Here is a 20,614-nt window from a genome sequence, read left to right on the forward strand (position 1 = left end):
GACTCCAGAGTCAAGCGCTATTTAGATATACAGCGAACGCACAATCAGGAAATGCCCGGCAAAGTAACACGCGGAGGCTATCGCGTTATCCGCCCGGAAGCGGCGGCGATAGTGGCTGCCCAGCCAGACGACATTCCCGATCAGCAGCAGCGCGGCGCCGAAGAACGCGGACATCGCCGGAGCGGTCGGGCGGAAGAACCACAGTTCACCTGCCAGCCACACCATCACCAGCGTCATGGCGATAAACGTACAGACCGGCAAACGCATCTCTTCCAGACGCGACCAGATCACCGCAATCAGCAGGGCGCCAATCACCAGCAGCACCAGCGGCAGCGGCCAGAAGAAGGAGAGCGTCATCTGGCTGGCAAAGTAGATGGTATACAGCAGATGGGAGAGGAAGAACGCCCCAACGGCGTACAGCAGGCGCTGTCGCGGCAGCAGGGTTAAGGCATCGCCTATCAGGGATGCACACAGCCCGGCGAGCACCAGATAGCTGACGGCGTTGAACATCGGCGCTTGCCAGGCCAGCAGCAGCAGGAGCAACAGCGTGACCGGTTTAAACAACCAGCGCTGCCAGGTGGGACCGCGGTACGACGCATCGACATAAAGCCATGCGGAAAAACAGACAGCGATAAATGACCAAAGCATATTAACTCCCTGTATCTGTTAAGTCTGAATAATCAGTTTCTGATCCAGTGTAGTGACGCGGGTGGGCGTTTGGCAATGGCGGGGGAGGCAAGGTATCCTGAATTCCGCAAAATCTGATGGGATTGTCGAATGAGCAAGATGCCGCTTTTTTTCATTATCGTGGTGGCGATTATCGTCATTGCCGCCTCGTTCCGTTTCGTGCAGCAGCGCCGCGAGAAGGCGGATAACGATGCCGCACCGCTGATGCAAAAGCGCGTGGTGGTGACCAACAAACGCGAGAAACCGCTCAACGACCGCCGCTCGCGCCAGCAGCAGGTGACGCCTGCGGGCACAGCAATGCGCTATGAAGCGAGCTTTAGACCGGAAACGGGCGGCCTGGAGATGACCTTCCGCCTGGAGGCGCAGCAGTACCATCAGCTGACGGTGGGTGAGAAAGGAACGCTGAACTACAAAGGGACGCGGTTTGAAGGGTTTGAACCGGAGCGGTAATTTTCCCCTCACCCCGGCCCTCTCCCACAGGGAGAGGGTGTAATCGTTCCCTCTCCCTGTGGGAGAGGGTTAGGGTGAGGGCATCAGGCCGCGCCTTACTTCTTCACCTGCGCCTTAAACTTCTTCATCCACACCAGCAGTTCAAACACGCCGAAAATAAACACGCGCAGCTGCTGCCAGCCCGTCATCTGCGGGCCGTCTTTCGGCAGGCCGTTTTTCAGCATCACCATCTGCAGGGCGTGCATAAACGACGTGAAAATCAGCGCGACGTTAACGAAAATATTCATCGGACGCGGGAAGGGGTGTACCAGGTTGAGAATTAAAAACGCCCAGACGCCCAGCATCAGCAAACGTCCCAGGTTAATCAGTACCGGCATCGGAGCCTCCTTGTGCCTGACGGTGATAAAGACGATAAGCGACCTGGCCGGCGACCTTTTCGCGGTGCAGATCCCAGTACGCGGGAACCGGCGGTAAACCGTTTTCCACTTCGCTTTCAACGTAAATTAGCGCGTCATCCGCCAGCCAGCCGTTTTGCTCAAGCAGGGATAACGTCTCTTCCAGCAGCCCCTTGCGGAACGGCGGATCGACAAACACCACGTTATGCGGCGTGCCTTTCTGCGCAAGAAAACTCAGCGTGTTGGTGTTCACGACTTTGGCGTTGCCCGCCTTCAGCGTCGCCAGATTTTGCTGCAGCGTCTGCGCCACGCCGCGCTCCATCTCCAGCAGCGTGGCGCTGGCGGCATAGCGCGACAGCGCTTCCAGGCCGAGCGCGCCGCTTCCGGCGAAGCAGTCCAGGCAGTGGGCGTCTACCATTGACGGGGCCAGCCAGTTAAACAGCGTCTCGCGCACGCGGTCGGTAGTAGGGCGTAAACCGGGGCTGTCCGGCACCGGTAATTTCCGGCCTCGCCACTGACCGCCGATAATACGAATTTGACCGGCCGGGGCGCGGTTGGGTTTCTTCATCTCTGGAAAGCTCTGTTAACAATTGGCCTGCGATTGCGGGCGGTGATGTCAATTAAGTAAAGTGTTAGACTATTTCATCATTTTTTTAGCTTCCATGTATATAGCGCCGCGAGGAGTGTAGTCGCAGATGGCAAAACAAAAAAAACGTGGCTTCTTTTCCTGGCTGGGCTTCGGTGAAAAAGAGCAAGAAACAGAACAGAAAACCGAAGAGCAACAAGCCGTTGAAGAGCAGTCACAGCCTGAAACGCCTGTAGAAACCGCCGCGGTTGTCGAAGCGGAAGAAACGGCGCACAGCAAAGAAGAGATTGAAACCTTTGCACAAGAGGTTGTTGAGGTCACGGAACAGGTTCAGGAGAGCGAGAAGCCAGAGCCGGTTGTCATTGAGGCCCTTGCCGAAGCGCCGCAGGCCGTTATCGAACACGAAGAGCTGCCGCTGCCGGAAGAGGTGAAAGCCGAAGAGGTTTCTGCCGAAGAGTGGCAGGCCGAAGCGGAAACCGTTGAAATTGTTGAGGCGGTGGAAGAAGAAGCGGCACTCGAGCCAGAGCTGACCGATGAAGAGCTGGAAGCCCAGGCGCTGGCGGCAGAAGCCGCGGAAGAGGCGATTATCGTCGTGCCGGTAGAAGAGCAGGCCGAAGAAGAGAGCGTCCAGGAGCAGGAAAAACCGACCAAAGAAGGTTTCTTCGCGCGCCTGAAGCGCAGCCTGCTCAAAACCAAAGAAAACTTAGGTTCCGGATTTATCAGTCTGTTCCGCGGCAAGAAGATCGACGACGATCTCTTTGAAGAGCTGGAAGAACAGCTGCTGATTGCGGACGTCGGCGTGGAAACCACCCGTAAGATCATCGCCAATCTGACCGAAGGGGCGAGCCGCAAACAGCTGCGCGACGCCGAAGCGCTGTACGGTTTGCTGAAAGACGAGATGGGTGAAATTCTCGCAAAAGTTGACGAACCGCTTAATATTGAAGGCAAAACGCCATTTGTTATTCTGATGGTCGGCGTGAACGGCGTGGGTAAAACTACCACCATCGGCAAGCTGGCGCGTCAGTTCGAGCAGCAGGGCAAATCGGTGATGCTGGCGGCGGGCGATACCTTCCGCGCGGCAGCGGTTGAGCAGCTGCAGGTTTGGGGCCAGCGCAACAACATTCCGGTGATTGCCCAGCATACCGGCGCGGATTCTGCGTCCGTGATCTTCGACGCCATCCAGGCGGCGAAGGCGCGCAACGTGGACGTGCTGATTGCCGATACCGCAGGGCGTTTGCAGAACAAATCGCACCTGATGGAAGAGTTGAAGAAAATCGTCCGCGTCATGAAGAAGCTGGACGAAGACGCACCGCATGAAATTATGCTGACCATTGATGCCAGCACCGGACAGAACGCCATCAGCCAGGCGAAGCTGTTCAATGAAGCGGTAGGACTGACGGGGATCGCGCTGACCAAGCTGGACGGCACCGCGAAAGGCGGGGTGATCTTCTCCGTGGCCGATCAGTTCGGTATTCCTATCCGCTACATCGGTGTGGGCGAGCGTATTGAGGATTTGCGTCCGTTTAAGGCGGACGACTTTATTGAGGCATTATTTGCCCGAGAGGACTAACAATGATTCGCTTTGAACACGTCAGCAAGGCCTATCTCGGTGGGAGACAAGCGCTGCAGGGGGTGACATTCCACCTGCAGCCGGGCGAGATGGCATTCCTGACCGGCCATTCCGGCGCGGGGAAAAGTACCCTGCTCAAGCTTATCTGTGGGATCGAGCGGCCAAGCGCCGGGAAAATCTTTTTTGGCGGCCATGAGATCAGCCGCCTGAAAAACCGCGAAGTGCCGTTCCTGCGTCGTCAGATCGGCATGATTTTCCAGGATCACCACCTGCTGATGGATCGCACCGTTTTCGATAACGTGGCCATTCCGCTGATTATTGCCGGCGCCAGCTATGACGATATCCGCCGTCGCGTCTCTGCGGCGCTGGATAAGGTCGGGCTGCTGGACAAAGCGAAGAACTTCCCGATCCAGCTCTCCGGCGGTGAACAGCAGCGCGTGGGCATCGCCCGCGCGGTGGTGAACAAGCCTGCCGTACTGCTGGCGGATGAACCAACCGGTAACCTGGACGATGCCCTGTCCGAAGGGATTTTGCGTCTGTTTGAGGAATTTAACCGCGTAGGAGTCACCGTATTGATGGCGACGCACGACATCGGGCTCATTTCCCGTCGTTCGTACCGCATGCTGACCCTGAGCGACGGGCATTTGCACGGAGGCCACGGTGAATAAGCGTGATGCAATAAACCAGATTCGGCAGTTCGGAAACCGGTTTGACCGTTTCCGTAAGCCGCAGGGCGGTGGTGACGGCAATCGTAATGCGCCGAAGCGCCAGAAGGCCGCGCCAAAACCGGCCTCCCGTAAAACCAACGTGTTTAACGAGCAGGTGCGCTACGCGTTCCACGGCGCGCTGCAGGACCTGAAAAGCAAACCGCTGGCGACGTTCCTGACGGTGATGGTGATCGCCATCTCCCTGACGCTGCCAAGCGTCTGCTATATGGTCTATAAAAACGTCAACCAGGCGGCCTCACAGTATTATCCGTCGCCACAGATCACGGTCTATATGGATAAAGCGCTCGACGATAACGCCGCGGCGCAGGTGGTTGGGCAAATCCAGGCCGAGCAGGGCGTGGAGAAGGTCAACTATCTCTCACGTGAAGACGCGCTGGGCGAGTTCCGTAACTGGTCTGGCTTTGGCGGCGCGCTGGATATGCTCGAAGAGAACCCGCTGCCCGCCGTGGCGGTGGTGATCCCGAAGCTGGATTTCCAGGGGACCGATTCGCTTAACACCCTGCGCGATCGCATCACGCGCATTAGGGGCATTGATGAAGTACGCATGGACGACAGCTGGTTTGCGCGCCTTGCTGCCCTGACCGGGCTGGTAGGACGCGTCGCGGCGATGATTGGCGTGCTGATGGTGGCGGCGGTCTTCCTCGTCATCGGTAACAGCGTGCGCCTGAGCATCTTTGCCCGTCGCGATACCATTAACGTGCAGAAACTGATTGGTGCGACGGATGGTTTCATCCTCCGACCATTCCTTTACGGTGGCGCATTGCTCGGTTTTTCCGGTGCATTTCTTTCACTGATATTGTCAGAAATTTTGGTGATGCGGCTCTCTTCTGCCGTGACTGAAGTGGCGCAGGTTTTCGGAACGAAGTTTGATATCAGTGGCTTAGGCTTCGATGAGTGTCTGTTGCTGCTGCTGGTTTGTTCGATGATTGGGTGGGTGGCAGCCTGGCTGGCAACCGTTCAACATTTACGTCACTTTACTCCCGACTAATAAAAGCGTGATATAATCTTTCCCTGCACCGAGATGCTCGCTCTGCAGGGAAAGCGTCCCTGTTGTCGCTTCCCCTGTTATCATCTTCATGTCACAATTTGTGCGTAATTTATTCACCGTTGCACCTGGAACTTGTGGATAAAATCACTGTCTGATAAAAGAGTGAATGCTAATCTCGTTGCTCAAACGCTTTGGCATGGTTGTTGCCTGACGGGGACGACCAGGACCAGAAGAAACATTGAGAGGAATGAATGACCAAAGAAATGCAAACTTTAGCTTTAGCCCCTGTTGGTAACCTGGAATCTTATATCCGGGCTGCGAACACCTGGCCGATGTTAACGGCCGAGGAAGAAAAGGAGCTTGCTGAAAAGCTGCATTACCAGGGCGATCTGGAAGCAGCGAAAAAGCTGATCCTGTCTCACCTGCGCTTTGTTGTTCACATTGCTCGTAACTATGCGGGCTATGGCCTGCCGCAGGCGGACTTGATTCAGGAAGGCAACATCGGCCTGATGAAGGCTGTGCGTCGCTTTAACCCGGAAGTGGGTGTGCGACTCGTCTCCTTCGCTGTGCACTGGATCAAAGCAGAAATTCATGAATACGTGCTGCGCAACTGGCGTATCGTGAAAGTCGCCACGACAAAAGCGCAACGCAAACTGTTCTTCAACCTGCGTAAAGCCAAGCAGCGTCTGGGCTGGTTCAACCAGGATGAAGTGGAAATGGTGGCGCGCGAGCTGGGCGTATCCAGCAAAGACGTGCGTGAGATGGAATCCCGTATGGCCGCGCAGGACATGACCTTTGATATGTCCTCCGACGACGACGCATCTGACAGCCAGCCGATGGCGCCGGTTCTGTATCTGCAGGATAAAACCTCTAACTTTGCTGACGGCATCGAAGAGGATAACTGGGAAGATCAGGCCGCGAACAAGCTGACCCATGCGATGGAAGGCCTCGACGAGCGTAGCCAGGATATTATCCGCGCCCGCTGGCTGGACGAAGACAACAAGTCCACGCTGCAGGAGCTGGCCGACCGCTACGGCGTTTCTGCGGAACGTGTCCGTCAGCTTGAAAAGAACGCCATGAAAAAACTTCGCGCCGCTATCGAAGCGTAATTTCCGCGAAGTACACCGAGAACCCCTGGATGAAAGTCCGGGGGTTTTGTTTTTTTAGCGCCCGCTCTGGCGAATTCCCTCCCCCTGGCAAACACTTACTGATGCGCTAAGCAGGCGACTTTCTCAGGGGGACAGGGTGAAAAATAACGAACTGAACGACCGGCGTTTACAGGCGACGCCGCGCGGCATCGGCGTGATGTGTAACTTCTATGCTGATAAAGCTGAAAACGCCACGGTGTGGGACGTGGAAGGTAACGAGTACATCGACTTCGCCGCCGGGATCGCGGTGCTGAATACCGGCCATCGCCATCCAAAAGTCATTTCCGCGATTGAAAAACAGCTCCACGCGTTTACCCATACGGCGTACCAGATTGTGCCGTACGAAGGCTATGTGGCGCTTGCCGAGCGCATCAACCAGCGCGTGCCCGTTGACGGTCCGGCCAAAACCGCGTTCTTCTCCACGGGGGCAGAGGCGGTCGAAAACGCGGTCAAAATTGCCCGGGCGTACACTAAACGTCCCGGCCTTATCACCTTCGGCGGCGCGTTCCACGGCCGCACCTTTATGACCATGGCGCTGACCGGCAAAGTTGCGCCGTACAAGCTCGGCTTTGGCCCGTTCCCCGGTTCGGTGTATCACGCGCAGTATCCGAATGAACTGCACGGCGTCAGCACGGCGGAAGCGTTGAAAAGCCTGGAACGCATCTTTAAGGCGGATATCGCACCCGATCAGGTCGCGGCCATTATTCTCGAACCGGTTCAGGGAGAGGGCGGTTTCAACATTGCGCCAGCTGATTTTATGCAGGCGCTGCGCGCCCTGTGCGACACCCACGGTATTTTGCTGATTGCCGACGAGGTGCAAAGCGGCTTCGCCCGTACCGGCAAGCTGTTCTCGATGGAACACCACTGCGTGAAGCCCGATCTGATCACCATGGCGAAAAGCCTGGCGGGCGGGATGCCGCTCTCAGCGGTATCGGGCCGTGCGGAGGTCATGGACGCCCCTGCACCGGGCGGGCTGGGCGGTACCTACGCCGGGAACCCGCTGGCGATTGCGGCGGCGCATGCCGTGCTCGACGTGATTGATGAAGAGGATCTCTGCACGCGCTCGGCGCATCTTGGCCATCACCTGGTGGAAGTGCTGAACAAGGCGAAAGAACACTGCCCGTATATCGCTGATATTCGCGCGCAGGGATCGATGGTGGCGGTGGAGTTTAACGACCCGCAAACGGGCCAGCCTTCGCCGGAATTTACCCGCCAGGTGCAGGAGCGCGCGTTGCAGGAAGGGCTGCTTCTTCTGAGCTGCGGCGTCTACGGCAACGTCATTCGTTTCCTGTATCCGCTGACTATCCCTGAAGCGCAGTTCCGTAAAGCGCTGGACATTATCTCCGCGTCGCTGACACGTTAAAGCCATATGCCCGGCGAAAATCCCTGCCGGGCTTATCATATATTCATTTCAAATTAGCTATTCCAAAATCATAAAAATCGGGTATGTTTTAGCAGAGTATGCTGAAAAAGCGCGAACAGCACACCTATAACTGACATAAAGCGCTGCACAACAACATCACAACAATCGTAATAACCATAATAATGGGGAATCTCAGGATGAACATGAAGGGTAAAGCGTTACTGGCAGGATGTATCGCGTTGGCATTCAGCACCATGGCACAGGCAGACATCAAGGTGGCTGTGGTTGGCGCAATGTCCGGTCCGGTAGCACAGTACGGCGACCAGGAATTTACCGGCGCTGAACAGGCGGTTGCAGACATTAATGCTAAGGGCGGTATCAAGGGCGAAAAACTGCAGATCGTAAAATATGATGATGCCTGTGACCCGAAACAAGCGGTCGCGGTCGCGAACAAAGTGGTGAACGACGGGATCAAATACGTTATCGGTCACCTGTGCTCTTCCTCGACTCAGCCTGCGTCTGACATCTACGAAGACGAAGGTATTCTGATGATCACCCCGGCAGCGACCGCACCGGAGCTGACCGCGCGTGGCTACAAGTTGACCCTGCGCACCACCGGTCTGGACTCTGACCAGGGCCCAACCGCGGCGAAATACATCGTTGAAAAAGTGAAGCCGAAGCGCATTGCCATCGTTCATGACAAGCAGCAGTACGGTGAAGGTCTGGCGCGTTCAGTGCAGGATAACCTCAAGAAAGCGAATGCCGACGTGGTGTTCTTCGACGGGATCACCGCCGGTGAGAAAGACTTCTCCACCCTGGTGGCGCGCCTGAAGAAAGAGAATATTGATTTCGTTTACTACGGTGGCTACCACCCGGAAATGGGCCAGATCCTGCGCCAGGCGCGCGCTGCGGGCCTGAAAACCCAGTTTATGGGCCCGGAAGGCGTGGCGAACGTTTCCCTGTCTAACATTGCGGGTGAATCAGCCGAAGGCCTGCTGGTAACCAAACCGAAGAACTACGACCAGGTCCCTGCGAACAAACCTATCGTAGATGCCATCAAGGCGAAGAAACAGGATCCAAGCGGCGCGTTCGTCTGGACCACCTACGCGGCGCTGCAGTCTCTGCAGGCGGGCCTGAACCAGTCAGCCGATCCGGCTGAGATTGCCACCTGGCTGAAAGCGAATACCGTCGAGACCGTCATGGGGCCACTCTCCTGGGACGCGAAGGGCGACCTGAAGGGCTTCGAGTTCGGCGTGTTTGACTGGCATGCTAACGGCACGGCGACCGACGCCAAATAAGACTGGTGCGGGTTGATGCCCTCACCCTAACCCTCTCCCACAGGGAGAGGGGACCGCTCGGTGTTCTCCCTCTCCCCGTGGGAGAGGGCCGGGGTGAGGGCATCAGGCCGCACAAATCAGCCCTGGCGCTTCTCCCACCCGCTTTCCTGCGCCGTAAACCCTAACGCCTGCATAAACGCCGCCATCACGCCGCGGTCTTCCACGCCCACATCAGCCATCCACCATGAGGTCACGCTCGGGTTTTCGCGGATCACTTCTTCAATTAAATACTGTCCCACACCGCGACGACGGGTGACGTCACGCACGCGCAGCGAGTCCAGCGCCCCTTCCGTACCGCTCAGGGTTACGCGAACCGCTGCCAGCAGGCGTTCGTTAAAACGCGCGGCATAAATGCGGTGGGTCTCATCAACGTGCAGCGACGAAGGGGAATATTCCGGCCAGATCTTGCCCAGGTCGATATGATCCTGGTCGCTAAAGGTCACCAGACGCACGATAGTCAGTTTCATTAGCCACTTGTCCAAATCAGATTGAGTAGGGGCAGTGTACTCAATTTATTCACTCAGCGGCTTCCTCTTTTTATTCTCATTAACCAGGTGATTAGTTTTTTGGCAACGCGATGGGCAGTTTGAAAACACATGGATCGAAAAATAAGCAGAATTTTAACCTGAACGGTAGTGATTTATTCGGCGCTTTGTACCGTTATTTTATGCTGCAAACTGCACTTTTATTTGTTTATCTCTGCCTGATTTCAGAATATTATCTTTGCTTAATCGCCTGAAAAATAGAGATTTTAGTCTGGTTTTTGACAAAAAACTGCGCTAAACCATTAAAGGCACTGGTAAAAATAGCGTTGTTCATTAAAAGTACAGAATGCTTTTTAACCATAATAAAACAAAATATAAACACGACATCACGAATGGGGATTCAGAGATGAAAAGGAACGCGAAGACGTTAATCGCGGGGATGGTCGCACTGTCGATCTCGCATGCCGCTATGGCAGACGACATTAAAGTTGCGGTAGTGGGCGCGATGTCCGGCCCTGTTGCCCAGTGGGGTGACATGGAGTTCAACGGCGCGCGCCAGGCCATCAAAGACATCAACGCCAAGGGCGGCATCAAAGGCGACAAGCTGGTGGGCGTGGAATATGACGACGCCTGCGATCCGAAACAGGCCGTCGCGGTCGCCAACAAAATCGTCAACGACGGTATTCAGTATGTGATCGGCCACCTGTGCTCATCCTCCACGCAGCCGGCGTCTGATATCTACGAAGACGAAGGCATTCTGATGATCACCCCAGGCGCAACGAACCCGGAACTGACCCAGCGCGGCTACCAGCACATTATGCGTACCGCCGGTCTGGACTCCTCGCAGGGCCCCACCGCCGCAAAATACATCCTCGAGACCGTTAAGCCACAGCGCATTGCCATTATTCATGACAAACAGCAGTACGGCGAAGGCCTGGCGCGCTCCGTGCAGGACGGCCTGAAAAAAGGCGGCGCGAACATCGTCTTCTTCGACGGCATTACCGCCGGTGAGAAAGACTTCTCCGCGCTGATTGCTCGCCTGCAAAAAGAGAATATCGACTTCGTTTACTACGGCGGCTACTACCCGGAGATGGGGCAGATGCTGCGTCAGGCGCGCGCCACCGGTCTGAAAACCCAGTTTATGGGGCCAGAGGGCGTGGGCAATGCCTCCCTGTCAAACATCGCGGGGGATTCTGCCGAAGGCATGCTGGTGACGATGCCAAAACGCTATGACCAGGATCCGGCCAACAAGGCTATCGTGGATGCGCTCAAGGCGCAGAAGAAAGATCCGAGTGGTCCGTACGTCTGGATCACCTACGCGGCCGTACAGTCTCTGGCCACCGCGCTGGATCGCTCCGGCAGCAAAGAACCGCTGGATCTGGTGAAAGATTTAAAAGCACACGGGGCGAACACCGTGATTGGGCCGCTGAACTGGGATGAGAAAGGCGATCTGAAGGGATTTGAGTTTGGTGTCTTTAAGTGGCACGCCGACGGTTCATCCTCGGCCGCCAAATAATTATCCCACCGCCCGGCATGACGGGCGGGTATAAAAAGGTTTGCATATGTCCGAGCAGTTTCTCTATTTCCTGCAGCAGATGTTTAACGGCGTTACGCTGGGAAGCACCTACGCGCTGATCGCCATCGGCTATACGATGGTTTACGGCATTATCGGCATGATCAACTTCGCCCACGGCGAGGTGTACATGATCGGTAGCTACGTCTCCTTTATGATTATCGCCGCCCTGATGATGATGGGCATCGACAGCAGCTGGCTGCTGGTCGCCGCCGGGTTTGTCGGCGCGATCGTGATTGCCAGCGCCTACGGCTGGAGCATTGAGCGCGTGGCCTACCGGCCGGTGCGCAGCTCCAAGCGCCTGATTGCGCTTATTTCCGCGATCGGGATGTCGATCTTCCTGCAAAACTACGTCAGCCTGACCGAAGGCTCGCGCGACGTGGCGCTGCCAAGCCTGTTTAACGGCCAGTGGATTGTGGGGGCCAGCGAAAACTTCGCGGCCTCTATCACCACCATGCAGCTGGTTATCTGGGTCGTGACCTTTATTGCGATGCTCGCCCTGACGCTGTTCATCCGCTACTCGCGTATGGGACGCGCCTGCCGCGCCTGCGCGGAAGACCTGAAGATGGCGAGCCTGCTCGGCATCAACACCGACCGCGTGATTGCCCTGACCTTCGTGATTGGCGCCGCGATGGCGGCGGTGGCGGGCGTCCTGCTCGGCCAGTTCTACGGCGTGATCAACCCGTACATCGGCTTTATGGCCGGGATGAAAGCCTTCACCGCGGCGGTTCTGGGCGGTATCGGCAGTATTCCGGGCGCGATGATCGGCGGCCTGATCCTGGGCGTGGCCGAAGCGCTCTCCTCGGCGTACCTGAGCACGGAGTATAAAGACGTGGTGTCGTTTGCCCTGCTGATTCTGGTTCTGCTGGTGATGCCTACCGGTATTCTGGGCCGTCCGGAGGTAGAGAAAGTATGAAACCGATGCATTTTGCAATGGCGCTGCTCTCTGCCGCCATGTTCTTCGTGCTGGCCAGCGTCTTTATGGGCGTCCAGCTTGAGCTGAATGGCACCAAACTGGTTGTCGATACCGCAGCTGACATCCGCTGGCAGTGGGTATTTATCGGTACGGCCGTGGTGTTCCTGTTCCAGCTGCTGCGGCCGCTGTTCCAGAAGACGCTGAAAAACGTCTCCGGGCCGAAATTCGTCCTGCCGGCAATCGACGGTTCTACCGTTAAGCAGAAGCTGTTCCTCGTGGCGCTGCTGGTGGCCGCCGTGGCGTGGCCGTTTGTGGTGTCTCGTGGCACCGTGGATATCGCCACTCTGACCATGATCTACGTGATTCTCGGCCTCGGTCTGAACGTGGTCGTGGGGCTCTCGGGCCTGCTGGTGCTGGGCTACGGCGGCTTCTACGCCATCGGCGCCTATACCTTCGCATTGCTGAACCACTATTACGGTCTCGGCTTCTGGACCTGCCTGCCGCTGGCGGGGCTGGTCTCTGCCGCTGCTGGCTTCCTGCTTGGCTTCCCGGTGCTGCGCCTGCGCGGTGACTACCTGGCGATTGTGACCCTGGGCTTCGGCGAAATCGTCCGTATCCTGCTGCTCAACAACACCGAAGTGACCGGCGGCCCGAACGGCATCAGCCAGATCCCGAAACCGACCTTCTTCGGGCTGGAGTTCAGCCGTACCGCCCGCGAAGGCGGCTGGGATACCTTCAGCAACTTCTTCGGCGTGAAGTATGACCCGTCCGACCGCGTGATCTGGCTCTATCTGGTGGCGCTGCTGCTGGTGGTGATTACCCTGTTCGTGATCAACCGCCTGCTGCGCATGCCGCTGGGCCGCGCGTGGGAAGCGCTGCGTGAAGATGAGATCGCCTGCCGCTCCCTGGGCCTGAACCCGACCCGCATCAAGCTGACCGCGTTCACCATCAGCGCCGCGTTTGCCGGTTTCGCCGGAACGCTGTTTGCCGCGCGTCAGGGCTTCGTTAGCCCGGAATCGTTCACCTTCGCCGAATCCGCCTTTGTGCTGGCGATTGTGGTGCTCGGCGGGATGGGCTCGCAGTTCGCCGTTATCCTCGCGGCCATCCTGCTGGTGGTCTCGCGCGAGCTGATGCGCGACTTTAACGAATACAGCATGCTGATGCTGGGTGGTTTGATGGTGCTGATGATGATCTGGCGTCCGCAGGGTCTGCTGCCGATGACCCGTCCACAGCTGAAGCTGAAGAACGGGCAAGCGAAAGGAGAGCAGGCATGAGTCAGCCATTATTATCCGTTAACGGTCTGATGATGCGTTTTGGCGGCCTGCTGGCGGTCAACAACGTGAATCTGGATTTGCACAAGAAAGAGATTGTCTCCCTGATTGGTCCGAACGGCGCAGGGAAAACCACGGTCTTTAACTGCCTGACCGGCTTCTACAAGCCAACGGGCGGCACCATCATGCTGCGCGATCAGCACCTGGAAGGGCTGCCGGGCCAGCAGATTGCCCGCATGGGCGTGGTGCGTACCTTCCAGCACGTGCGTCTGTTCCGCGAGATGACGGTAATTGAGAACCTGCTGGTGGCACAGCATCAGCAGCTGAAAACCGGGCTGTTCTCCGGCCTGCTGAAAACCCCGGCCTTCCGCCGCGCGCAGGATGAAGCGCTTGACCGCGCCGCCACCTGGCTCGACCGAATTGGCCTGCTGCAGCACGCCAACCGTCAGGCGAGCAACCTGGCCTACGGTGACCAGCGTCGTCTGGAGATCGTGCGCTGCATGGTGACGCAGCCGGAAATCCTGATGCTCGACGAACCGGCGGCAGGGCTCAACCCGAAAGAGACCAAAGAGCTGGACGAGCTGATTGCCGAGCTGCGCGACAGTCACGACACCACCATCCTGCTGATTGAGCACGACATGAAGCTGGTGATGGGCATTTCGGACCGTATCTACGTGGTAAACCAGGGCACGCCGCTGGCAAACGGCACGCCGGAAGAGATCCGCAACAACCCGGACGTGATCCGCGCATACCTTGGTGAGGCATAAGATGGAAAAAGCGATGTTAACGTTCGACAAGGTCAACGCGCACTACGGCAAGATCCAGGCGCTGCACGACGTCAGCCTGCACATCAATCAGGGTGAAATCGTGACCCTGATTGGCGCCAACGGCGCGGGCAAAACCACGCTGCTCGGCACCCTGTGCGGCGACCCGCGCGCCACCAGCGGGCGGATTGTGTTCGATGGTAAAGACATTACCGACTGGCAGACCGCCAGAATCATGCGCGAGGCGGTGGCGATTGTTCCGGAAGGGCGCCGCGTCTTCTCCCGCATGACGGTGGAAGAGAACCTGGCGATGGGCGGGTTCTTCGCTCACCGTGATGAATACCAGACCCGCATCAAGTGGGTATATGAACTCTTCCCGCGCCTGTGGGAGCGCCGCATCCAGCGTGCGGGCACCATGTCCGGCGGTGAACAGCAGATGCTGGCGATTGGCCGCGCGCTGATGAGCCAGCCGCGCCTGCTGCTGCTGGACGAACCGTCGCTCGGTCTGGCGCCGATCATCATTCAGCAGATCTTCGACACCATCGAGCAGCTGCGCAAAGAGGGGATGACCATCTTCCTCGTCGAGCAGAACGCCAACCAGGCGCTGAAGCTCGCCGATCGTGGCTACGTGCTGGAGAACGGCCGCGTGGTGCTGGAGGATACCGGCGACGCGCTGCTGGCGAACGAAGCGGTGCGGAGCGCGTATCTGGGCGGATAGGTAAAAGCAAAAAGGCAACGCAAGTTGCCTTTTTTAATGTTTTCTCCCTCTCCCCGTGGGAGAGGGTCGGGGTGAGGGCACCAGACCGCACCTAAACCACCCCCCCAGCCCCTTTCACACAACCATCATCCCCCTGACGCCTGGCTGTCACTTATCTGTAAACAAACAGTTATTTTTCTGTCATTCGAGCATGTCATGTTACCTCGCGAGCATAAAACGCGTGATATCGCGCATCCGGCACAATAAGAGAGATGACAATGACATCGTTACGACACACAGCTTTGGGTCTGGCACTTGGTCTGGCTTTTGCGACGAACGCAATGGCTGTCACCACCATTCCGTTCTGGCATTCCATGGAAGGGGAGTTGGGTAAAGAAGTTGACTCCCTGGCGCAGCGTTTCAACGACACCCATCCGGATTACAAAATTGTGCCGGTGTACAAAGGCAACTACGAGCAGAGCCTGAGCGCGGGCATCGCCGCCTTCCGTACCGGTAACGCACCTGCGCTGTTGCAGGTTTATGAAGTGGGTACCGCCACCATGATGGCCTCCAAAGCCATCAAACCGGTCTATGAAGTGTTCAAAGAAGCGGGCCTCAACTTCGACGAGTCGCAGTTCGTGCCGACCGTAGCGGGTTACTACACCGATTCCAAAACCGGCCACCTGCTGTCTCAGCCGTTTAACAGCTCCACGCCGGTGCTGTACTACAACAAAGACGCCTTCAAAAAAGCCGGTTTAGACCCGGAGCAGCCGCCAAAAACCTGGCAGGACCTGGCGGAGTACACCGCGAAGCTGAAGGCGGCGGGGATGAAGTGCGGCTACGCCAGCGGCTGGCAGGGCTGGATCCAGATTGAAAACTTCAGCGCCTGGCACGGCCTGCCGGTTGCGACCAAAAACAACGGCTTCGACGGCACCGACGCGGTCCTGGAGTTCAACAAGCCTGAGCAGGTGAAGCATATCGCGCTGCTTGCCGATCTGAACAAGAAGGGCGACTTCAGCTACTTCGGACGTAAAGACGAATCCACCGAGAAGTTCTACAACGGCGACTGCGCCATTACCACCGCCTCTTCCGGCTCGCTGGCGGATATCCGCCACTACGCCAAATTCAACTACGGCGTGGGCATGATGCCGTACGACGCTGACGTGAAGGGCGCGCCGCAGAACGCCATCATCGGCGGGGCGAGCCTGTGGGTGATGCAGGGTAAAGACAAGGGCACCTACAAAGGCGTAGCCGAATTCCTCGACTTCCTGGCGAAGCCTGAAAACGCCGCCGAATGGCACCAGAAGACCGGGTACCTGCCGATCACCAAAGCCGCGTACGACCTGACCCGCGAGCAGGGCTTCTACAGCAAGAACCCGGGCGCGGACATCGCGACGCGTCAGATGCTGAACAAGCCGCCGTTGCCGTTCACCAAAGGCCTGCGTCTGGGCAACATGCCGCAGATCCGCACCATCGTGGATGAAGAGCTGGAAAGCGTGTGGACCGGTAAGAAAACGCCACAGCAGGCGCTGGACTCTGCGGTAGAGCGCGGGAATCAGCTGCTGCGCCGCTTTGAGCAGTCGACCAAATCGTAATTCAAACCTGCCCCTCACCCTAACCCTCTCCCATAGGGGAGAGGGGACTGCGCGGAGCCGTCTTTTCTCCCTCGCCCCTTTGGGGAGAGGGCCGGGGTGAGGGGGAATACCTACAGAGCAAACCTATGTCATCATCCCGTCCGGTGTTCCGTTCCCGCTGGCTGCCCTATCTTCTGGTCGCGCCGCAGCTGGTCATCACCGTTATCTTCTTTATCTGGCCTGCGGGCGAAGCGCTGTGGTACTCGGTACAAAGCGTCGACCCGTTCGGGCTTTCCAGCCAGTTTGTTGGCCTGGACAACTTTACCGCACTGTTCCACGACAGCTACTACCTGGACTCCTTCTGGACGACGATGAAGTTCAGCGCGCTGGTGACCGTCAGCGGTCTGGTTGCCTCGCTGTTTTTCGCCGCGCTGGTGGACTACGTGGTGCGCGGCAGCCGTATTTATCAAACCCTGATGCTGCTGCCTTACGCCGTGGCTCCCGCCGTCGCCGCCGTACTGTGGATCTTCCTGTTTAACCCCGGTCGCGGGTTGATTACCCACTTCCTGGCCGAGTTCGGCTACGACTGGAACCACGCCCAGAACAGCGGTCAGGCCATGTTCCTGGTGGTGTTCGCCTCGGTGTGGAAGCAGATCAGCTACAACTTCCTGTTCTTCTTTGCCGCGCTGCAGTCCATTCCGCGCTCGCTGGTGGAAGCCGCGGCGATTGACGGCGCAGGGCCCATTCATCGTTTCTTCAGGCTGTCGCTGCCGCTGATCGCCCCGGTGAGTTTCTTCCTGCTGGTGGTTAACCTCGTGTACGCCTTCTTCGACACCTTCCCGGTGATCGACGCGGCGACCGCAGGCGGCCCGGTGCAGGCGACCACCACGCTGATTTACAAAATCTACCGCGAAGGCTTTGCGGGGCTGGATCTCTCCGCCTCCGCCGCGCAGTCGGTCGTGCTGATGTTCCTCGTCATCATCCTCACGGTGGTGCAGTTCCGCTATGTCGAAAGTAAGGTGCGCTACCAATGATTGAGAACCGTCGCGGGCTGACGATTTTCAGCCATACCATGCTGATTTTAGGGATTATCGTCATCCTCTTCCCGCTGTACGTGGCGTTTGTCGCCGCCACGCTGGACACCAAAGCGGTGTTCGACACGCCGATGACGCTGATCCCCGGCGGGCATCTGTTCGAGAACATGAAGACCATCTGGACTCAGGGCGTGGGCGCCAACAGCGCGCCGTTCTGGCTGATGATGCTCAACAGCTTCATCATGGCGTTTGGCATTACGGTCGGCAAAATTACGGTGTCGATGCTTTCGGCCTTCGCCATCGTCTGGTTCCGCTTTCCGCTGCGTAACCTCTTCTTCTGGATGATTTTTATCACCCTGATGCTGCCGGTAGAGGTGCGTATCTTCCCGACGGTAGAAGTGATTGCCAACCTGAAGATGCTCGACAGCTACGCGGGCTTAACCCTGCCGCTGATGGCCTCGGCGACCGCCACCTTCCTGTTCCGCCAGTTCTTTATGACCCTGCCGGACGAGCTGATTGAAGCGGCGCGCATCGACGGCGCGTCGCCGATGCGCTTCTTCAGGGACATCGTGCTGCCGCTGTCGAAAACCAACCTTGCAGCGCTGTTTGTGATCACCTTTATCTACGGCTGGAACCAGTACCTGTGGCCGCTGCTGATTATTCAGGACGTTAACCTCGGTACCGCCGTGGCGGGCATCAAAGGCATGATCGCCACCGGCGAAGGCACCACGCTCTGGAACCAGGTGATGGCGGCGATGCTGCTCACCCTTATCCCACCCGTAGTCATTGTTTTAGCCATGCAGCGCGCGTTTGTCCGCGGCCTGGTCGATAGCGAGAAATAAGATGGCAGGTTTAAAACTTCAGGCAGTAACCAAAAGCTGGGATGGCAAAACCCAGGTGATTCAGCCGCTGACGCTCGACGTGGCGGACGGAGAATTCATCGTGATGGTCGGCCCGTCCGGCTGCGGCAAATCCACCCTGCTGCGCATGGTGGCGGGGCTGGAGCGCGTAACCTCCGGGGATATCTGGATTGACCGCCAGCGCGTCACCGAGATGGAGCCTAAAGACAGAGGCATTGCGATGGTGTTCCAGAACTACGCACTCTATCCGCACATGAGCGTAGAAGAGAACATGGCCTGGGGGCTGAAAATCCGCGGCATGGGCAAAGGCCATATCGACGAGCGGGTGAAAGAGGCGGCGCGAATTCTCGAGCTGGACGGCCTGCTGAAGCGCCGCCCGCGCGAGCTCTCCGGCGGCCAGCGCCAGCGCGTGGCTATGGGGCGCGCCATCGTGCGCGATCCGGCGGTATTCCTGTTCGACGAGCCGCTGTCTAACCTCGACGCCAAGCTGCGCGTACAGATGCGTCTTGAGCTGCAGCAGCTGCACCGTCGTCTGAAAACCACCTCTCTGTACGTGACCCACGATCAGGTCGAAGCCATGACCCTCGCCCAGCGCGTGATGGTGATGAACAAAGGCATCGCCGAGCAGATTGGCACTCCGGTGGAAGTGTACGAGAAACCGGCCACCCGCTTTGTGGCGAGCTTTATCGGCAGCCCGGCAATGAACCTGCTGGAAGGGCGTATCAGCAGCGCGGGAACGCATTTTGAGCTGGAAAGCGGGATGGCGTTGCCGATCAACTGGTACTATCGTGGCTACGCCGGGCGTAAGATGACGCTTGGAGTCCGCCCCGAGCATATCGTTTTAACCTCTCAGGCGGACGGCGGCGTGCCGCTGGTGATGGACACGCTGGAGATGTTGGGTGCAGATAACCTGGCGCACGGGCGCTGGGGCGAACAAAAAATGGTGGTGCGCCTGGCGCATCAGGAGCGTCCGAAAGCAGGCAGCACGCTGTGGCTGCACCTGCCGGAAAACCATCTGCACCTGTTTGACGGTGAAACAGGACAACGAGTATGAGCAACTGGCCTTATCCCCACGTCGTCGCCCACCGGGGCGGCGGTAAGCTAGCGCCGGAGAACACCCTGGCGGCAATTGACGTCGGCGCGCGCTACGGTCACACGATGATCGAGTTCGACGCCAAGCTGTCGAAAGACGGCGAAATTTTCCTGCTGCATGACGATAACCTCGAACGCACCAGCAACGGCTGGGGCGTGGCGGGCGAGCTGCCGTGGCGCGATCTGCTGAAGGTGGACGCCGGAAGCTGGTACAGCGGCGAATTCAAAGGCGAACCGCTGCCGCTGCTGGCGGAAGTGGCGGACCGCTGTCGCCAGCACGGCATGATGGCCAATATCGAAATCAAACCGACCACCGGCACCGGGCCGCTGACGGGCAAAGTCATTGCCCTGGCCGCGCGCGAGCTGTGGGAAGGGATGACCGCGCCGCTGCTGTCATCATTTGAAATCGATGCGCTGGAGGCCGCACAGGCGGCCGTACCGGAACTGCCGCGCGGGCTGCTGCTTGACGAGTGGCGCGAGGACTGGCGCGAGCTGATGACACGCTTAGCGTGCGTTTCTATCCATCTCAACCACAGGCTGCTGGATGAGGCGCGGGTGAAGATGCTGAAGGACGCGGGCCTGCATATTCTGGTCTACACGGTTAACAAACCCCAGCGCGCAGCCGAACTGCTGCGCTGGGGCGTGGACAGCATCTGTACCGATGCAATCGACCTGATCGGCCCGGACTTTAGTTCTGCGGATTAAGCATACTGCCATTCGACTGCGGCGGCAGCATGTGCTGCTGTCCGCTGCCTGACGACGTCATTCCTCCTAACATCCCGCCGTTTTTATTCGGCAGCGGCTGCTCGCGCATCTGCCCCTGCTGCACGCGCTGGGTGTTGGCGTTCATCTGATTTTGCAGGCTTTGCTGCTGCATCTGGGTCTGCGTTTTAAGCTGCTGATTAAGCATCCCTTTCTGCTGCTGTTGCTGGCTCATCATCTCCGTCTGCATACGCTGCTGGCTCGGAATGACATAACCCTGCTGGTTCGGGTTATTCATGGTGTTGAGTGGCTGTGCGAGCGCGGCAAACGGGATCAGCGCCGTAAGGATCCATAAGCGTTTCATTGTCATTTCCTCCTTTTGAGGTCTCTCTTA

22 protein-coding genes are annotated in these 20,614 nt (G+C 58.0%); 17 read left to right on the plus strand and 5 right to left on the minus strand.

Annotated elements, in window-relative coordinates; translation table 11 throughout:
• Positions 1–21: 21 nt before the first annotated feature.
• Positions 22–648, minus strand: coding sequence for a lysoplasmalogenase (locus tag HCH49_RS19530; protein WP_029741976.1), 627 nt, complete (start codon positions 646–648; stop codon positions 22–24).
• Between the two features lie 129 nt (positions 649–777).
• Here HCH49_RS19530 and HCH49_RS19535 point away from each other — a divergent pair, with 129 nt between their 5' ends.
• Complete coding sequence (locus HCH49_RS19535; protein WP_087823768.1) at positions 778–1,137, plus strand: DUF2500 domain-containing protein; 360 nt, start codon at positions 778–780, stop codon at positions 1,135–1,137.
• Between the two features lie 95 nt (positions 1,138–1,232).
• On the opposite strand, the gene HCH49_RS19540 is transcribed toward HCH49_RS19535, so the two are convergent.
• A complete protein-coding gene (locus HCH49_RS19540) occupies positions 1,233–1,514 on the minus strand; it encodes a DUF1145 family protein (RefSeq protein WP_010436509.1) in 282 nt (93 codons plus the stop codon).
• Complete coding sequence (gene rsmD / locus HCH49_RS19545; protein WP_221703259.1) at positions 1,498–2,100, minus strand: 16S rRNA (guanine(966)-N(2))-methyltransferase; 603 nt, start codon at positions 2,098–2,100, stop codon at positions 1,498–1,500. Before rsmD ends, HCH49_RS19540 begins: the two co-directional genes overlap by 17 nt.
• Positions 2,101–2,227: 127 nt before the next feature.
• Here rsmD and ftsY point away from each other — a divergent pair, with 127 nt between their 5' ends.
• The 6 genes from ftsY to livJ all read left to right on the plus strand — a co-directional run bounded on the left by ftsY (position 2,228) and on the right by livJ (position 9,213).
• Positions 2,228–3,688, plus strand: coding sequence for a signal recognition particle-docking protein FtsY (gene ftsY / locus HCH49_RS19550; protein ID WP_221703261.1), 1,461 nt, complete (start codon positions 2,228–2,230; stop codon positions 3,686–3,688).
• A gap of 2 nt (positions 3,689–3,690) precedes the next feature.
• Positions 3,691–4,356 carry a cell division ATP-binding protein FtsE gene (gene ftsE, locus HCH49_RS19555; protein WP_025758973.1) on the plus strand — a complete coding sequence of 222 codons (666 nt, stop codon included), beginning with the start codon at positions 3,691–3,693 and terminating at the stop codon, positions 4,354–4,356.
• Positions 4,349–5,404, plus strand: coding sequence for a permease-like cell division protein FtsX (gene ftsX / locus HCH49_RS19560; protein ID WP_210867592.1), 1,056 nt, complete (start codon positions 4,349–4,351; stop codon positions 5,402–5,404). The genes ftsE and ftsX overlap by 8 nt, the downstream gene beginning before the upstream one ends.
• Positions 5,405–5,655: 251 nt before the next feature.
• Complete coding sequence (gene rpoH / locus HCH49_RS19565) at positions 5,656–6,513, plus strand: RNA polymerase sigma factor RpoH (protein ID WP_033144392.1); 858 nt, start codon at positions 5,656–5,658, stop codon at positions 6,511–6,513.
• Between the two features lie 136 nt (positions 6,514–6,649).
• Positions 6,650–7,915 (plus strand): 4-aminobutyrate--2-oxoglutarate transaminase, encoded by a 1,266-nt coding sequence (locus HCH49_RS19570; RefSeq protein ID WP_029741816.1) that lies wholly within the window; start codon positions 6,650–6,652, stop codon positions 7,913–7,915.
• A 197-nt stretch (positions 7,916–8,112) separates the two neighbouring features.
• Complete coding sequence (gene livJ, locus HCH49_RS19575; RefSeq protein ID WP_072163886.1) at positions 8,113–9,213, plus strand: branched chain amino acid ABC transporter substrate-binding protein LivJ; 1,101 nt, start codon at positions 8,113–8,115, stop codon at positions 9,211–9,213.
• A gap of 116 nt (positions 9,214–9,329) precedes the next feature.
• Here the strand turns inward: livJ and panM are convergent, their stop codons facing one another.
• Positions 9,330–9,719, minus strand: a complete 390-nt coding sequence (gene panM, locus HCH49_RS19580) for an aspartate 1-decarboxylase autocleavage activator PanM (protein WP_221703263.1) — start codon at positions 9,717–9,719, stop codon at positions 9,330–9,332.
• Between the two features lie 424 nt (positions 9,720–10,143).
• Here panM and livK point away from each other — a divergent pair, with 424 nt between their 5' ends.
• The 10 genes from livK to ugpQ all read left to right on the plus strand — a co-directional run bounded on the left by livK (position 10,144) and on the right by ugpQ (position 20,223).
• Positions 10,144–11,253, plus strand: coding sequence for a high-affinity branched-chain amino acid ABC transporter substrate-binding protein LivK (gene livK, locus HCH49_RS19585; RefSeq protein ID WP_039264148.1), 1,110 nt, complete (start codon positions 10,144–10,146; stop codon positions 11,251–11,253).
• Between the two features lie 46 nt (positions 11,254–11,299).
• Entirely contained in the window at positions 11,300–12,226 is a 927-nt protein-coding gene (livH, locus tag HCH49_RS19590; protein WP_008500099.1) for a high-affinity branched-chain amino acid ABC transporter permease LivH, read from the plus strand.
• Positions 12,223–13,500, plus strand: coding sequence for a branched chain amino acid ABC transporter permease LivM (gene livM, locus HCH49_RS19595; protein ID WP_023310023.1), 1,278 nt, complete (start codon positions 12,223–12,225; stop codon positions 13,498–13,500). The genes livH and livM overlap by 4 nt, the downstream gene beginning before the upstream one ends.
• Positions 13,497–14,264 (plus strand): high-affinity branched-chain amino acid ABC transporter ATP-binding protein LivG, encoded by a 768-nt coding sequence (livG, locus tag HCH49_RS19600; protein WP_023310024.1) that lies wholly within the window; start codon positions 13,497–13,499, stop codon positions 14,262–14,264. Before livM ends, livG begins: the two co-directional genes overlap by 4 nt.
• Before the next feature lies 1 nt (position 14,265).
• Positions 14,266–14,979 (plus strand): high-affinity branched-chain amino acid ABC transporter ATP-binding protein LivF, encoded by a 714-nt coding sequence (livF, locus tag HCH49_RS19605; protein WP_008500102.1) that lies wholly within the window; start codon positions 14,266–14,268, stop codon positions 14,977–14,979.
• 257 nt (positions 14,980–15,236) lie between these two features.
• Positions 15,237–16,553 carry a sn-glycerol-3-phosphate ABC transporter substrate-binding protein UgpB gene (gene ugpB / locus HCH49_RS19610; RefSeq protein ID WP_069303522.1) on the plus strand — a complete coding sequence of 439 codons (1,317 nt, stop codon included), beginning with the start codon at positions 15,237–15,239 and terminating at the stop codon, positions 16,551–16,553.
• Between the two features lie 125 nt (positions 16,554–16,678).
• On the plus strand, positions 16,679–17,566 hold the full coding sequence (ugpA, locus tag HCH49_RS19615; protein ID WP_221703264.1) for a sn-glycerol-3-phosphate ABC transporter permease UgpA: 888 nt from the start codon (positions 16,679–16,681) through the stop codon (positions 17,564–17,566).
• Positions 17,563–18,408, plus strand: coding sequence for a sn-glycerol-3-phosphate ABC transporter permease UgpE (gene ugpE, locus HCH49_RS19620; protein ID WP_028015153.1), 846 nt, complete (start codon positions 17,563–17,565; stop codon positions 18,406–18,408). The genes ugpA and ugpE overlap by 4 nt, the downstream gene beginning before the upstream one ends.
• Before the next feature lies 1 nt (position 18,409).
• On the plus strand, positions 18,410–19,480 hold the full coding sequence (locus tag HCH49_RS19625) for a sn-glycerol-3-phosphate import ATP-binding protein UgpC (RefSeq protein WP_221703265.1): 1,071 nt from the start codon (positions 18,410–18,412) through the stop codon (positions 19,478–19,480).
• Positions 19,477–20,223: a glycerophosphodiester phosphodiesterase gene (gene ugpQ, locus HCH49_RS19630; protein WP_143346395.1), complete on the plus strand. Its 747-nt coding sequence runs from the start codon at positions 19,477–19,479 to the stop codon at positions 20,221–20,223. The genes HCH49_RS19625 and ugpQ overlap by 4 nt, the downstream gene beginning before the upstream one ends.
• On the opposite strand, the gene HCH49_RS19635 is transcribed toward ugpQ, so the two are convergent.
• The gene (locus HCH49_RS19635) at positions 20,207–20,584 is read right to left on the minus strand and encodes a DUF2756 family protein (protein WP_063440727.1); all 378 of its coding nucleotides are present in this window, start codon (positions 20,582–20,584) and stop codon (positions 20,207–20,209) included. The two genes, ugpQ and HCH49_RS19635, sit on opposite strands and share 17 nt — an antisense overlap.
• Between the last annotated feature and the right edge of the window lie 30 nt (positions 20,585–20,614).

Origin of the sequence: Enterobacter sp. Y17 (assembly GCF_019730495.1) — a bacterium.
Taxonomy (GTDB): Bacteria; Pseudomonadota; Gammaproteobacteria; order Enterobacterales; family Enterobacteriaceae; genus Enterobacter; species Enterobacter asburiae_B.